Genomic DNA, 14,352 nt, shown 5'->3' on the forward strand with positions numbered 1-14,352 from the left:
ATGCGTGCAGCTCTGTGGCTCATCATTTTGTTCGCCTTGGCTGCCGCTGGGGCTTGGCTTGCGGGAAACAACCAAGGCACGGTGAGTTTGTTTCTTTACCCTCACCGGGTGGACATCTCGCTCAACCTCGCTTTTTTGATGGTTTTGTCGGTGATTTTGCTGGTGATACTTGCCCAGCGAGCGCTGGAGGCTTTTTTTTCATTGCCCCAAAAAGCCCAGCGCTGGCGTTTGCAACAAAAAGAAAGAGCCAGCCACGCCGCTTTGCTCGATTCAATCGGACACTTCATGGCGGGGCGATTTTTGCGGGCCCGAAAGTCGGCCGAGCAAACCTTGGACAAAGAGGCATTGCTGGCGGCAGCGGGTGTGAATTTGGAGCATGCCGCTGCATTGCGAACTCTGGCGCACATCATGGCAGCCGAGGCCAGCCATGCATTGCAAGACAAAGCACAGCGGCAACACCATTTGAATTTGGCTTTGGCACAAGCGGCCGATAACCAAAGCAGCGCTGGCCAAACCTTGATGGAGGGCTCTTTGTTGCGGTCGGCGCGTTGGTTGTTGGACGACCGTGATGCTGCTGCCAGTTTGGGAAAAATCAAAGCATTACCGCCTGCTGCCGGTCGGCGCATGGTGGCCATGCGACTTCAGCTCAAAGCCGCCCGCTTGTCCGGACAGCCAGCACAGGCGCTGGAGACGGCCACATTGCTGGCCAAGCACAAGGCTTTTTCCCCCGCTGCCGCTGAAAGTTTGGTGTCACGCTTGGTCTTGGAGTTGATCTCACACACGCACGATGCGGACACCTTGCAGCGCACTTGGCTGCGCTTGACACCAGCGCAGCGCTTGATGCCCGAGGTGGCATCGCAAGCGGTTGTGCGATGGTTGCAATTGGAGGGGGACCCCCAAACCGCGCGGTCCTGGTTGCAAGACCTGTGGGCACTGGTTCAGTCGTCAAACCGGGACTGGTCGTCAGATCAGTTGCTTGGTGTGGTACATGCCCTGGATGCTTGTTTGCCGGGCGTCGATGCCCCTGACGCACTGGTCTGGCTTGCCCGATTAGAGAGTGCCCAGCAAGCACAGCCCAGGGCTGCTCATTTGCAGTATTTGGCCGGCATGCTGTGTCTGCGCCATCGCCTTTGGGGGAAGGCCCAGGGGTTGTTGACCCAAGCCACGAAAAGTTTGGAGAGCCCATCGCTCAAGCGAAAAGCATGGATGGCGCTTGCTGAATTGGCCGAGCAACGCCAAGATGCTGATGAGGCCTTACTGGCATGGAAACAAGCCGCACAGTGCGCTGCCCATTGATCTCAAATCGCTTTGGCAATTGATCTTGTAAATGCAAGCCTGAAGCTCATGAGCTGAGGGACTCGCCAAAAAAACGGGCCATTGAGGCCCGTTTTCATGTTGACTCAAGACACCCGTGCCTCGATCAGAAGGGTACCTTCAGTGTGTTCAGGTCTTTGCGCGTTTCCACCAAGACCAAGGGACCTTCATCAAGGACCACAGCTGGAGGACGCTCGCGTGGTACACGCACTGCTTGGGGTTCGGCAGCGATGGCCGCTTGCACTGCAGCTACTTTGGCCATGTCAGAGTTGACCCAAACCAAACCAGACGATTGGGCAATTTGCGCCAAGCTCTCGATGGGCAGATCGAAGCTGCTGACGGTCGGCAGTCCCTTGACGGGTGCTGCTGGCGTCGTTGCTGCAGTCGGTGCTGAGGCCATGGTCGTTGCGGGTGCAACAGGCGTAGCGGTTACAGGTGCAGAGATCGGCGTTGGTAACGGCGTTGGTGCAGGCGCTTTGGCGGGTGTTTCTTCTGCCAAGGCGGCTGAAGATGCGGCTGCTGCGGCCATCGGTGCTGCTTCGGGAATCACTGGGATGAGACTGTCCGGTGCTGTTGCTGATGGCGCTGGTGCAGATGAAGCCTGAGCACGTTCAAAGTATGAACGTCCAGCCGGCCGCTCTTCGGCTTGCGCCGGAGTTGTGGCTGGCGTGTCTGATGACGCTGCAATTTCAGCCTGGCCTTCTTCTGGCGCATTGTCTTGACGCGTTTCACCGTTGCGCTCCCGGCGATCACGACCGTACCGGTCACGTGAACGGCGCTCACGGCGCTCACCGGTGTTTTCTGTGCTGTTGGTGCCTTCGGTCGACTGGTTGCCGTCCAAGCTAAGCGCTGCGCTGGCCGATGTTTCGGAGGCATTCAGCTCTGGGCCAGACGCATCGGCTTGGCGACGTTCCCCCCGATCACCGCGTTCACGACGTCCTTCACCGCCACGCTCACCTCGGTCGCGGCGACCTTCGCGCGGCGCACGTTCCTGGCGCACTTCGGTGCCATCGGCATTGAGCTCTGGCGGCGCATCGGCGCGGGCTTCTGCACGTGTGTCGGTGCGCCCCTCACCCCGACCTTCAGCACGCACTTCGGATCGGCCCTCGCGACGGCCCTCGCGAGCGGGACGTTCACCTCGCTCAGTGCGCTCGCCACGTTCTGTGCGTTCAGCACGCGCTGGCCGAGTTTCGCCATCACGGCCTTCAGTTCGACCTTCGCCTCGGCGAGCGCCTTCGCGTGGCGTGCGAACTTCGCCCGTGACAGCTTCGCTGCGTTCGCCGCGCCGACCATCGCGCCCACCACGCCGACCATCGCCACGGCCACCATCACGGCGGGCATCGCGAGCCTTGTCGTCTTTTTTGTCTGCAGTTGCAGGAGCAGGTTCAGAAGACGTCCCGCTGAACAGGTTCTTCAACCAAGTCAAGAAGCCACCCCTGGCTGGGGCCGCAGGCACTGGCGCAGGTGCTGGCACTTTGGCTGTTGATTTGGCAACAGGGGCCTCGGCCTTGACCGGCGCCATGGGGGCAGGTGCATCCGGCAGCACGCCTTTGATGACAGGCGTTTGTTTGTTGGTGGGCTCTTGGGAGCGGCGCGTCACGGTGGTCGCGTCTTCGATCTCTTCCGCCATCTTGTAGCTGGCTTCGATGCGGTCCAGGCGCGGGTCGTCGTGCTTCAAGCGCTCAAGCTTGTAGTGCGGTGTTTCAAGCGATTTGTTGGGCACCAGCAGCACGTTGATGCGTTGCTGCAGCTCGATCTTGGCGATTTCGGAGCGCTTTTCGTTGAGCAGGAAAGATGCGACTTCGACGGGCACTTGGGCGTGCACGGCGGCGCTGTTGTCCTTCATGGACTCTTCCTGGATGATTCGCAAGATCTGCAGTGCCGAGCTCTCGGTGTCGCGGATGTGGCCCGCACCACCGCAACGAGGGCAGGGGATGGACGCACCCTCGCTCAAGGCAGGCTTCAAGCGTTGGCGGCTCATCTCCAGCAGGCCAAACTTGCTGATCGAGCCGAATTGCACGCGCGCACGGTCTTGGCGCAGCGCATCGCGCAAGCGGTTTTCTACCTCGCGGCGGTTCTTGGCCTCTTCCATGTCGATGAAGTCGATCACGATCAGGCCGCCCAGATCGCGCAAACGCATCTGGCGGGCCACTTCGTCGGCAGCTTCCAAGTTGGTGCGGGTGGCGGTTTCTTCGATGTCGCCGCCCTTGATGGCTCGGGCCGAGTTCACGTCCACCGACACCAAAGCTTCGGTGTGGTCGATCACGATGGCCCCCCCGGACGGCAGTTGCACGGTGCGGGCGTAAGCCGATTCGATTTGGTGCTCGATCTGGAAGCGGGAAAACAGTGGCGCGTCGTCTCGGTAACGTTTCACGCGGGGCGCGAATTCTGGCATGACGTGGCTCATGAACTGTTGAGCCTGGTCATAAATGTCATCGGTGTCGATCAGGATGTCGCCGATGTCATTGTTGAAATAGTCACGAATCGCGCGGATGACCAGCGACGATTCTTGGTAAATCAGGAATGCACCTTTGCCCTGTGTGGCGCCGTCGATGGCGGACCACAGCTTAAGGAGGTAGTTCAGGTCCCATTGCAGCTCGGGCGCGGAGCGGCCAATGCCTGCGGTGCGGGCGATGATGGACATGCCCTTGGGGTATTCCAGTTGGTCCATCGCTTCTTTGAGCTCGGCCCGGTCGTCGCCCTCAATGCGACGGCTGACGCCACCACCGCGCGGGTTGTTGGGCATGAGCACCACGTAGCGGCCAGCCAAGCTGACAAAGGTAGTGAGGGCTGCGCCTTTGTTGCCGCGCTCTTCTTTTTCGACTTGCACCAACAGGGATTGGCCCTCTTTGATGACGTCTTGGATGCGGGCTTGGCTGACGGACACGCCTTCAGCAAAGTATTGGCGCGAGATTTCCTTGAAGGGCAAAAAACCGTGGCGGTCTTCACCATAGTCAACGAAACAGGCCTCTAGTGAGGGCTCGACGCGGGTCACCACAGCTTTATAGATGTTGCCCTTGCGTTGCTCGCGGCCTTCGATTTCGATTTCGTAGTCAAGGAGTTTTTGTCCATCGACGATGGCCAAGCGTCGCTCTTCAGCTTGCGTGGCGTTGATCAGCATCCGTTTCATGATGCATTCCTTTTCTGTTCAGCTTGGCTTTGGCGCAGAAAGTGACCGCACTCAAAACCTGTTTACACAACCGGCTTTGCGTTCTTGAGAACCGCAAAGCCCACGTTGCCGGAGCTGACGCCTGAAACGAAGGGAACTGCCGAAGTAGACCGACCACTCAGCTGTGCATGCGCACAGGAATGGGTGTCGTGGCGCGTGGATGGGGCGAGTCAAAAGGTGTGCGGATATTCGTCCACTGCCGGGGGTTTCCCCCGGTGTCTAAGACAAACTGCCGGTCACAAGGCGTGACAAAGACGCATGGCTTCGTGAGCCATCTCATCCACATCAGCAAAGTTCCGAACAACACAACCATCTCGCTTTGATCCGTTGAGCAGCCTCGGGGGCTGCTCAACTTGGGGTATTCCGTATCTGGGTTTCTGGGCGTCGGCCCAACCTCCGGGGCGTTTTGCCACTGTCGGCGCTGGCCTTCAGTCTGCAAAATCGTGCCGAGGGTGGCATCGACCATCTGGTTTGGCGCGGTGGTGGTGGACTAAACTCCAGCTTTGCAGGAATTCATTTCCATTTGAATCAACCACTTACAGCCAACTGCCAGTGAATCACATTATAGGGTCCAAGACGGCCGATACCACGCCTGTTGTCAAATGGTTGTTGGTGGACGAAGAGTCGGCGGGGCAGCGTTTGGACAACTTTTTAATGCGTCATCTGAAAGGCGTGCCCAAAACGCACGTCTACCGCATCATCCGAAGCGGTGAGGTTCGCATCAACAAGGGCCGGGCTTCGGCCGAAACCCGTCTGGAAAACGGCGACGAGGTGCGTTTGCCGCCTGTACGCGTTTCTGAAAAAGTGGCCGAGAAAGTCGCGCACCCTGCTCCTGGCCGTGAATTTCCGGTTTTGCTTGAAGACGACAGCCTGATGGCCATCGACAAACCGTCAGGGGTGGCCGTGCATGGCGGCTCCGGGGTGAGTTTTGGTGTGATTGAGCAGTTGCGCCAGGCCCGCCCGCACGCCAAATTATTGGAATTGGTGCACCGCCTGGACCGTGACACCAGCGGCATTTTGCTGGTAGCCAAAAAGCGCAGCGCTTTGAAACATCTGCAAGACCAATTTCGTGAGCGCGAGACCGGTAAAACCTATTTGGCGCTGGTCAAAGGGGATTGGCCCTCCAAACTCAAGGTGATCGACCAGCCGTTGCATAAATTCCTGCTGCCTGGCCAAGATGGTCAAGAAGGCGAGCGCCGCGTGCGCGTGACCACGGCAGAAGACCCGGACGGCATGCGTTCGATCACGCTGGTCAAGGTGGCGCAGCGCCTGCCGGGTGCCACGCTGCTGGAGGTGACCATCAAGACTGGGCGCACCCACCAGATTCGGGTCCACCTGGCTTCGCAAGGTCACCCGATTGCGGGCGACGACAAATACGGTGATTTCGATTGGAACCGTCAGTTGCAAAGGCCGGGGGCCAGCCCAGGCCTGAAACGCATGTTTTTGCACGCTTGGCGTTTGCAGTTCAACCACCCGGTGACCGCCGAGCGCGTTGCTCTGCAAGCCGATTTACCTTCTGAATTGAAAACCTACATCAACCATGCCCAACTCCAGACCCCGTCAGTTTGACCTGATCGCTTTTGATTGGGACGGCACATTGTTCGATTCCACCGCCATCATCACCCGCTGCATTCAGCGGGCGGTGGTCGATGTGGGAGGGCAAGAGCCCAGTCGAGAAGCGGCCTCTTTTGTGATCGGCATGTCCCTCTTGCCAGCGTTGGCCCATGCCGCACCCGATGTACCCAAGGACAAATACCCGGCCCTGGGTGAACGCTACCGGCACCATTACCTTCAGCACCAAAACGACATCAGCCTGTTTGATGGCGTGCTGGTCATGTTGGACGAACTGAAAGCCCGGCACCACTGGCTGACGGTGGCCACCGGCAAAAGCCGCCATGGCCTGAACGAGGCCCTGCAGGCGGTCGAGTTGCGTCACCGTTTTGACGGATCACGCACGGCCGATGAAACTGCGGGCAAGCCCAGCCCCTTGATGCTGCACGAGTTGATGCGCGAGTTTGGCGTTGAACCCGAGCGCACCTTGATGGTTGGAGACACCACGCACGACCTGCAAATGGCGCTGAATGCCGGGTGTGCCAGCGTGGGCGTGAGTTACGGCGCTCACGAGCCCGAGGCCTTCCATGCCCTGAAACCGCGTCATGTGGCGCACAGCGTGCGTGATCTGCACGATTGGTTGCTGCAACACGCCTGATCCGGAGCGTTCATGGAGCCTACAGTCCCTTTGTGCAACAGCGCCGACCTGGTCAACGGGGGGCGGGCTGTGCCCTTTGACATCGTGTACGCCGGGCAGACTTGCCGGGCTTTTGCCATCCGTTACCAAGGCCAGGTGCACGCCTATCTGAACCGCTGTACCCATGTGGCCATGGAGATGGATTACCAACCGGACCGGTTTTTTGACAACACCGGTCGTTGGTTGATGTGCGCCACGCACGGCGCCACTTACCAGCCTGATACCGGTGCTTGCTCCGGTGGTCCGTGTCGAGGCGGCTTGGTCAAAATAGACTTGTCAGAGCGTGAAGGTGTGGTTCACTGGCATACTGCTTATAACTTAAAACCCCTCGAATTTTGACCATGCAAGAACCCCAGGACAACACGTCCAAGCCCCTTGAAAACTCTCCTTTGCCTTCGGCTGACGCTGTCCATGCGCCCGCTTTGGCCACGCAGGAAAGTTGGGCGCGCGAAACCTTGGAAAAACTGGCTTTTGCCAATTTGAAAGAGCAGCAAAGCGATCGCCGTTGGAAAGTGGGATTGCGTTTGACTTGGATGGGCATTGTTGTTTTTGTTCTGTGGCAAGTCTTTAGTTTCGGCTCGCCTGCGACCAGTACCAGCTTCCCGCACACAGCCTTGGTCACCATCGTGGGTGAAATTTCTTCTGACACGGAGGCCAGTGCAGAAAACATCATGTCCTCCATGCGTACCGCACTTGAAGACCCCGGATCCAAGGCTTTGGTGTTGTTGATCAATTCACCCGGCGGCAGTCCGGTACAAGCCGGGTTGATCAACGACGAGATCAACCGCTTGCGGGCATTGCACAAAAAACCCATTTATGCCGTGGTGGAAGAGTCTTGTGCCTCGGCGGCTTACTACATTGCCGCAGCTGCCGATCAAATTTTTGTGGACAAAGCCAGTCTGGTTGGCAGCATTGGCGTCCTCATGGATGGCTTTGGATTCACAGGCTTGATGGACAAGTTGGGGGTTGAGCGGCGTTTGATGACGGCCGGTGAGAACAAAGGTTTTCTTGACCCTTTCAGTCCTCAAACCGCGCCCCAGCGCTTGCATGCACAGGCCATGTTGGATCAAATCCACAAGCAGTTCATTGACGTGGTGAAAAAGGGCAGGGGAGATCGGCTCAAAAACCATCCAGACATGTTCAGTGGTTTGTTTTGGAGCGGGCAGCAAGCCGTGGATCTGGGTTTGGCCGACAGTTTGGGCAGCATCGATGGCGTGGCCAGAGACGTGGTGAAAGCGCCTGACGTGATCGATTACACCCAGCGTGAAAACGTGGCCGAACGCTTGGTCAAGCGATTTGGTGTTGCGGTGGGCGAGGGCTCTGTTCGTGTGTTGAACCGCACGGCGGTCTTGCGCTGATCACCGCACATTCCAAAAATCAAGGCCCGATGGCGTAGACCGCGGGCGTGTGTCCATCAGGGCCTTTGAGGCCCTTTTTCCATTGGCCCACGCTGTGGCTTTGGATATTCACAGATGGCAAGGTCAGGCCGCTGGCAATGGCCAGCCTGGTTTGGGTTTGTAGGCTTTGCAGCAAGCCGCTCAACATGGCGGCATTGCGGTAAGGGGTTTCGATCCACAGCTGGGTTTGCCCGGTTTTGAGGGCCAACGATTCCAGTTGTTTAAGGCGCGCTGACCGCTCCGCTGTGTCTTGCGGTAAGTACCCCACAAACGCGAAATTTTGGCCATTGAGACCACTGGCGGCCAGGGCCAGCAGCAGCGATACCGGGCCCACCAAGGGCACCACGGTGATGCCCAAATCGTGCGCCGCGCGCACCACAGAGCTACCGGGGTCGGCGACCGCAGGCATGCCTGCTTCACTGACCAAACCCACATCATGCCCCTGCAAAGCCGCGGCCAAGAGGGGCTTGCCATCAAAACCCGATTGGTGATCGCCTTTTTTGTGCACGTGGCGAGGCAGTTCGGTGATGGTCTGTTCGGGGAGAGACGCGATCAAGCTGTGGGTTTCGCCCACGCGCTTCAAAAATGCCCGGGTGCTTTTGGCGTTTTCACACACCCAGTGTTGGATGCGCGCGGCGCAAACCAAGGTGTGGCTCGGCAGCACATCCTGGATGGGCGCTTGCGCTGCACAACCGAAGTCGAGGGGGGTGGGCACCAAAAACAGGCGACCCTTGGGTGGTGTGGGGGTGTTCAAAGGAGTTTGACTCCAGCTTGGCGCAGCAGTCGGGCCGTGCGGATGAGCGGCAGCCCGATCAGGGCTGTCGGGTCATCGTTGTCGATGGACTCCAAAAGTGCAATGCCCAGGCCTTCACTTTTGGCGCTGCCCGCACAGTCATAGGGCTGTTCTGCCTGAAGATATGCCTCGATTTCGGCGTCGCTCAAGTCCCGAAAAACCACCCGCACCTCGGCCAAGTCGACTTTTTCAAAGCCGGAAGCCAAACAGACCACCGCCAAAGCGGTTTGAAAAATCACGGTTTGGCCACGCATTTGGCGCAACTGGGCCACGGCGCGGGCATGCTCACCCGGTTTGCCCAAGGCTTGTCCCGCCAGATCGGCCACCTGGTCGGAGCCGATCACCACCGCTTCGGGGTGAAGCGCTGCAACCGCTTGGGCTTTGGCCAAAGCCAGGCGCAAGGCCAAAGCCCTAGGGCGCTCGCCTGCCTGAGGTGTTTCGTCCACTTCAGGTGCTGTCACCTGAAAGGGGATGCGCAGCCGTTCCAGCAATTCACGCCTGTAGCGGGAGGTCGAGCCCAGGACCACAGAACGACTGACAGGGGTTTGAAGGGTTGAATTGGCAAAAGTCGTTGTCAAAGCGCAGGTTCCAGTGTGTGTACAAGAGTGATTCTCTTACACTGCAACCCATGGATAAAAAAACCGACCCCCAACACCTGGATTTGCAGTCGTTTGCGCGAGAGGGCTTGGCATTGCGCGGAGAGGGCGCTTTGGCCGATTGGCCTCGTTTGGCTGTCGAGCAGCATGGTCAGGAGTTGGCTGCAGGTCCTGTGCTTTGGCAGCTTCAGGGTCGTTTGTTAGAGCAAGCGGGCGGTGCAGACCAGATTTGGCTGGATTTGCAGGCTTCTGTGCAGCTGCCCATGCAATGCCAGCGCTGCCTGACCCCTGTTTTGCAGGTGGTTTCAGTCGAGCGGTCGTTTCGTTTTGTGGCCGATGAGGCGACTGCAGCGGCTTTGGATGACGAATCGGAAGAAGATATTTTGGTCATCAGTCGGGACTTTGATGCCCATGCCTTGGTGGAGGATGAGTTGATCATGGCCTTGCCTTTGGTGCCATTGCACGAGGTGTGCCCAGAGGTTTTACCCATGTCCGTGGCCGATCCGGAGTTCGAAGCCGCCTCTGAACGCCCCAACCCTTTTGGTGTCTTGGCAGGTCTCAAAACGGGTGGGGCCAAATAAGTTCCATGCCTTCGATGCGGCATGGGCTATAATCATGAGCTTCGCTTGGTATGCCAAGTGACAATCCCTTCAACCAGAAGCTGCGTTCACTTCGGCGCTGCCTCCAAGCTTTCAAGGAGCCACCATGGCCGTCCAACAAAACAAAAAGTCGCCTTCCAAGCGCGGCATGCACCGTTCGCACAACGCACTGAACGTGCCTGGCATCGCAGTTGAGCCCACCACTGGCGAAACACACCTGCGCCACCACATCAGCCCCAACGGTTTTTACCGTGGCCGCCAAGTGCTCAAAAACAAATCGGAAGCCTGATCGGCCCCCGGCCTTCAAGCCTTCTGAGGCCCGGCGCTACTTTTTAAGTAGCCTCGGGCTTTTTAGTTTATGGCTTGTATTTCTCCCGATTTTGATCCGAAGGATGACATGACATCACCCAACCCGATCACTGTGTCTGTCGATTGCATGGGCGGCGACCATGGTTCTCGCGTCACGCTTGCTGCTTGTCGTCGATTTTTGACCGCGCATCCTGAAGCACGCTTGATTTTGGTGGGTCGGGCGGAAGCTTTGGCGGGGTTTTCTGATCCGCGGGCGCAATTGGTTGTGGCGACCGAAGTGGTGGAAATGGATGACCCACTGGAAGTGGCTTTGCGCAAGAAAAAAGACTCATCGATGCGTTTGGCCATCGAGCAAGTGCGTGATGGTCAGGCTCAAGTGGCAGTCTCCGCAGGTAATACTGGCGCCTTGATGGCCATTGCGCGATATGTCCTCAAGACCATGGAAGGCATTGACCGTCCAGCGATTGCAGGTCAAATGCCCAACTTCAAGGGCGGTGGCACCACCATGCTCGATTTGGGGGCCAATGTGGATTGCACACCAGAGCATTTGTTGCAGTTCGCCGTCATGGGCTCAGCCCTCGTTTCGGTATTGCAAAACAAAAACCAACCTACTGTGGGCTTGCTCAATATTGGTGAAGAGGCCATAAAAGGCAATGAAATCATCAAAAAAACTGGCGAATTGTTGCGATCTGCTGCCAATTCGGGTGATTTGAACTTTCATGGCAACGTGGAAGGCAACGATATTTTCAAAGGTACGGTCGATATTGTGGTTTGCGATGGCTTTGTCGGCAATGTGGCCCTCAAAGCGAGCGAAGGCTTGGCCACCATGGTCAGCGGCTTTCTCAAGGCGGAGTTTTCGCGCAGCATTTTCACCAAAATTGCCGCTTTATTGGCTTATCCGGTGTTAACGGCGTTTAAAAAACGGGTTGACCATCGTCGATACAACGGCGCAGCCTTGCTGGGTTTGCGTGGTCTGGTGTTCAAAAGCCATGGATCGGCTGACGAGTTGGCTTTTGAGAATGCCTTGAACCGGGCTTATGATGCAGCCCGAAACCAATTGTTGGATCGCGTACGAGAGCGAATTGCCCACGCAGCCCCCTTGTTGAAGGGCGCACAAGCAGAGCCATCAGACACCGCGGTCGCCACTGTATGAGCATCTATTCACGCATTTTGGGTACAGGCAGCTATCTGCCCGAGAGACGCCTGAGCAACGCCGACCTTGCCGCTGAACTGGCTCAACAAGGCGTCGAAACTTCTGACGATTGGATCGCAGAACGAACGGGCATTCGCGCTCGGCACTTCGCTGCCGATGAGCAGGGCTGCAGCGACTTGGCCACCCAGGCCGCACAGCAAGCCCTGAGCGCGGCAGGCTTGACCGCTCAAGACATCGATTTGATCATTGTGGCCACATCCACCCCTGACATGGTCTTTCCTTCGGTGGCGACCATGGTTCAGCACAAGTTGGGTGCGTCAGGTTGTCCCGCGTTCGATGTTCAAGCGGTGTGCAGTGGTTTCATTTACGCACTGACCGTGGCCGATTCAATGATTCAGACGGGTTCAGCCAAGCGCGCTTTGGTGATTGGTTCCGAAATTTTCAGCCGCATCCTTGACTTCAAGGACCGAACCACTTGCGTGTTGTTTGGCGACGGCGCTGGCGCTGTGGTGTTAGAAGCCTCAGATACTCCCGGTATCTTGGCCACCGATTTGCATGCCGATGGCAAGTACAAAGACATTTTGTGCGTGCCGGGTCATGTCAATCGTGGCGGTATTTTGGGCGACCCGGTGCTCAAGATGGACGGTCAAGCTGTATTCAAACTCGCAGTGGGCGTGCTCGAAGAAACCGCCCGTGCCAGCCTTGCCAAGGCGAATTTGACCGACACAGACATCGATTGGTTGATTCCTCATCAGGCCAACATCCGCATCATGCAAAGCACGGCCAAGAAACTGAGGCTGAGCGCGGACAAAGTGGTGGTCACGGTGGACCAGCACGGCAACACCTCGGCGGCCTCGATTCCCTTGGCTCTGGATACCGCTGTTCGCGACGGACGCATCACGCGCGGTCAGACCCTGATGCTCGAAGGCGTAGGCGGTGGATTCACCTGGGGTTCAGTCCTCTTGCGTTACTGACCAGACTCCGACTGGATCAATTCCGTTTGCACTGCCTGTTGGCCAGACCCAGTTCATTCCAAATACTCAATTTGTACATGACTTCATTTGCTTTTGTTTTTCCTGGCCAAGGTTCCCAATCTGTCGGCATGCTCGACGCTTGGGGCGACCACCCCGTGGTCCTCGAAACTTTGAATGAGGCCTCCGATGCCTTGGGTGAAAACGTCGCCCAGCTGATTCACGAAGGCCCCAAAGAGGCGCTGGCGATGACCACCAACACACAGCCTGTGATGCTGGTGTCGGCTGTGGCGGCCTACCGCGCCTGGCTGTTTGAGGGCGGTGCCAAACCGTCTGTGGTGGCTGGTCACTCGTTGGGCGAATACAGTGCCTTGGTGGCCTCGGGTGTTTTGACCTTGACGCAAGCAGCGCCGCTGGTGCGCCTGCGTGCCTCGGCCATGCAAGAAGCCGTGCCCGTGGGCGTGGGCGCCATGGCTGCCATTTTGGGCTTGGCCTCGGACAAGGTGATCGAGGGCTGCCAAGCTGCTCAAGCCAGCTTTGGTATTGGCAGTGCTGAAGTGGTTGAGGCCGTGAATTTCAATGACGCAGCGCAAACCGTGATTGCGGGCAGCAAGGCTGCGGTGGACAAAGCCTGCGAAGTGCTCAAGGGCATGGGGGCCAAGCGTGCACTGATTTTGCCTGTGTCGGCGCCTTTCCATTCGAGCCTGATGAAACCTGCGGCCGAAAAGCTGCGTGAACAGTTGGCCACCCTTTCTTTAGGGGTGCCGCAGATCCCGGTGCTCAACAACATCGATGTGGCCATCGAAACCGATGCTGACCGCATCCGTGATGCGCTGTACCGTCAAGCCTTTGGACCGGTGCGCTGGGTCGAATGCGTGCAGGCCATCAAGGCCCGTGGCGCGACCACCTTGGTCGAATGCGGCCCTGGCAAGGTGCTGGCCGGCATGACCAAGCGCATTGACCCTGAATTGAACGGCGTGCCGCTGTATGACCCGGCCACTTTGGCCGAAGTGAAAGGACTGTTGGTATGAGTGAAGTACAAAAACAAGTTGCACTGGTCACAGGCGCTTCACGCGGTATTGGAGCCGCCATTGCTTTGCATTTGGCCAAAGCGGGTTATGTCGTCATTGGCACCGCCACCAGTGACGACGGCGCTGCCAAAATCAGCCAGACCCTGTCGGCCTATCCTGGCAGCCGGGGCGCTAACCTGAACGTCAACGATGCGGCCGCAGGCGAAGCCTTGATTGATGCCATCGTGAAAGAACATGGTGGCCTGCAGGTGCTGATCAACAACGCGGGCATCACCCGTGACACCTTGGCCATGCGCATGAAAGACGACGATTGGGACGCAGTGATCGACACCAACCTCAAGGCTGTTTTCCGCATGAGCCGCGCCGTGATCCGTCCCATGATGAAGCAGCGCTATGGCCGCATCATCAGCATCACCAGCGTGGTGGGGGCCTCGGGCAACCCGGGTCAGGCCAATTACGCTGCAGCCAAGGCGGGTGTCGCCGGGATGACCCGTGCTTTGGCGCGCGAACTGGGCAGCCGCAACATCACGGTCAATTGCGTAGCGCCCGGTTTCATCGCCACGGACATGACCGCCAGCTTGCCCGAAGAACAACAAAAAGCCTTGCTGGGCCAGATCCCTCTGGGCCATTTGGGTCAACCCGATGACATCGCCCATGCGGTGGCCTACCTGGCCGGACCGGGTGCTGGCTATGTCACCGGACAAGAATTGCATGTCAATGGTGGCATGTTCATGGCCTGATTCCCGGAACCCCTTTCGGACAGGTAAAATCT

Annotated in this window: 14 protein-coding genes; 11 read left to right on the forward strand and 3 right to left on the reverse strand. The window is 58.2% G+C overall.

The annotated features are described in order from the left end of the window. On the forward strand, nucleotides 1–1,296 hold the full coding sequence (locus Q1M54_RS03145; protein ID WP_300553766.1) for a heme biosynthesis HemY N-terminal domain-containing protein: 1,296 nt from the start codon (nucleotides 1–3) through the stop codon (nucleotides 1,294–1,296). 124 nt (nucleotides 1,297–1,420) lie between these two features. On the opposite strand, the gene Q1M54_RS03150 is transcribed toward Q1M54_RS03145, so the two are convergent. Continuing rightward, a complete protein-coding gene (locus tag Q1M54_RS03150) occupies nucleotides 1,421–4,444 on the reverse strand; it encodes an Rne/Rng family ribonuclease (protein WP_300553770.1) in 3,024 nt (1,007 codons plus the stop codon). 591 nt (nucleotides 4,445–5,035) lie between these two features. On the opposite strand from Q1M54_RS03150, the gene Q1M54_RS03155 reads away from it, so the two are divergent. Genes Q1M54_RS03155 through Q1M54_RS03170 form a run of 4 tightly spaced genes read left to right on the forward strand, consistent with a single transcriptional unit; the run spans nucleotide 5,036 to nucleotide 8,089 of the window. Then, nucleotides 5,036–6,052 carry an RluA family pseudouridine synthase gene (locus Q1M54_RS03155; protein WP_300553773.1) on the forward strand — a complete coding sequence of 339 codons (1,017 nt, stop codon included), beginning with the start codon at nucleotides 5,036–5,038 and terminating at the stop codon, nucleotides 6,050–6,052. Further along, nucleotides 6,024–6,692 (forward strand): HAD-IA family hydrolase, encoded by a 669-nt coding sequence (locus tag Q1M54_RS03160; protein ID WP_300553776.1) that lies wholly within the window; start codon nucleotides 6,024–6,026, stop codon nucleotides 6,690–6,692. The genes Q1M54_RS03155 and Q1M54_RS03160 overlap by 29 nt, the downstream gene beginning before the upstream one ends. Nucleotides 6,693–6,704: 12 nt before the next feature. Further along, complete coding sequence (locus tag Q1M54_RS03165; RefSeq protein WP_300553779.1) at nucleotides 6,705–7,070, forward strand: Rieske 2Fe-2S domain-containing protein; 366 nt, start codon at nucleotides 6,705–6,707, stop codon at nucleotides 7,068–7,070. Between the two features lie 2 nt (nucleotides 7,071–7,072). After that, on the forward strand, nucleotides 7,073–8,089 hold the full coding sequence (locus tag Q1M54_RS03170; RefSeq protein WP_300553782.1) for a S49 family peptidase: 1,017 nt from the start codon (nucleotides 7,073–7,075) through the stop codon (nucleotides 8,087–8,089). Nucleotides 8,090–8,108: 19 nt separating this feature from the next. Here Q1M54_RS03170 and Q1M54_RS03175 read toward each other — a convergent pair whose 3' ends face one another. Then, complete coding sequence (locus tag Q1M54_RS03175) at nucleotides 8,109–8,882, reverse strand: SAM-dependent methyltransferase (RefSeq protein WP_300553784.1); 774 nt, start codon at nucleotides 8,880–8,882, stop codon at nucleotides 8,109–8,111. Continuing rightward, nucleotides 8,879–9,499, reverse strand: coding sequence for a Maf family nucleotide pyrophosphatase (locus Q1M54_RS03180; protein ID WP_300553787.1), 621 nt, complete (start codon nucleotides 9,497–9,499; stop codon nucleotides 8,879–8,881). The genes Q1M54_RS03175 and Q1M54_RS03180 overlap by 4 nt, the downstream gene beginning before the upstream one ends. A gap of 50 nt (nucleotides 9,500–9,549) precedes the next feature. Here Q1M54_RS03180 and Q1M54_RS03185 point away from each other — a divergent pair, with 50 nt between their 5' ends. The 6 genes from Q1M54_RS03185 (at nucleotide 9,550) to fabG (ending at nucleotide 14,320) form a co-directional block, all read left to right on the forward strand. After that, nucleotides 9,550–10,098: a YceD family protein gene (locus Q1M54_RS03185; protein WP_300553789.1), complete on the forward strand. Its 549-nt coding sequence runs from the start codon at nucleotides 9,550–9,552 to the stop codon at nucleotides 10,096–10,098. 124 nt (nucleotides 10,099–10,222) lie between these two features. Further along, entirely contained in the window at nucleotides 10,223–10,405 is a 183-nt protein-coding gene (gene rpmF, locus Q1M54_RS03190; protein WP_005794249.1) for a 50S ribosomal protein L32, read from the forward strand. A gap of 108 nt (nucleotides 10,406–10,513) precedes the next feature. Continuing rightward, the gene (gene plsX / locus Q1M54_RS03195) at nucleotides 10,514–11,578 is read left to right on the forward strand and encodes a phosphate acyltransferase PlsX (protein WP_300553793.1); all 1,065 of its coding nucleotides are present in this window, start codon (nucleotides 10,514–10,516) and stop codon (nucleotides 11,576–11,578) included. Next, entirely contained in the window at nucleotides 11,575–12,552 is a 978-nt protein-coding gene (locus tag Q1M54_RS03200; protein WP_300553796.1) for a beta-ketoacyl-ACP synthase III, read from the forward strand. The genes plsX and Q1M54_RS03200 overlap by 4 nt, the downstream gene beginning before the upstream one ends. A gap of 77 nt (nucleotides 12,553–12,629) precedes the next feature. Beyond that, complete coding sequence (gene fabD, locus Q1M54_RS03205; protein ID WP_300553799.1) at nucleotides 12,630–13,580, forward strand: ACP S-malonyltransferase; 951 nt, start codon at nucleotides 12,630–12,632, stop codon at nucleotides 13,578–13,580. Next, entirely contained in the window at nucleotides 13,577–14,320 is a 744-nt protein-coding gene (gene fabG, locus Q1M54_RS03210; protein ID WP_300553803.1) for a 3-oxoacyl-ACP reductase FabG, read from the forward strand. The genes fabD and fabG overlap by 4 nt, the downstream gene beginning before the upstream one ends. Nucleotides 14,321–14,352: the final 32 nt, after the last annotated feature.

It is taken from the genome of Limnohabitans sp. Rim8 (assembly GCF_943326455.1).
GTDB lineage: Bacteria > Pseudomonadota > Gammaproteobacteria > Burkholderiales > Burkholderiaceae_C > Limnohabitans_A.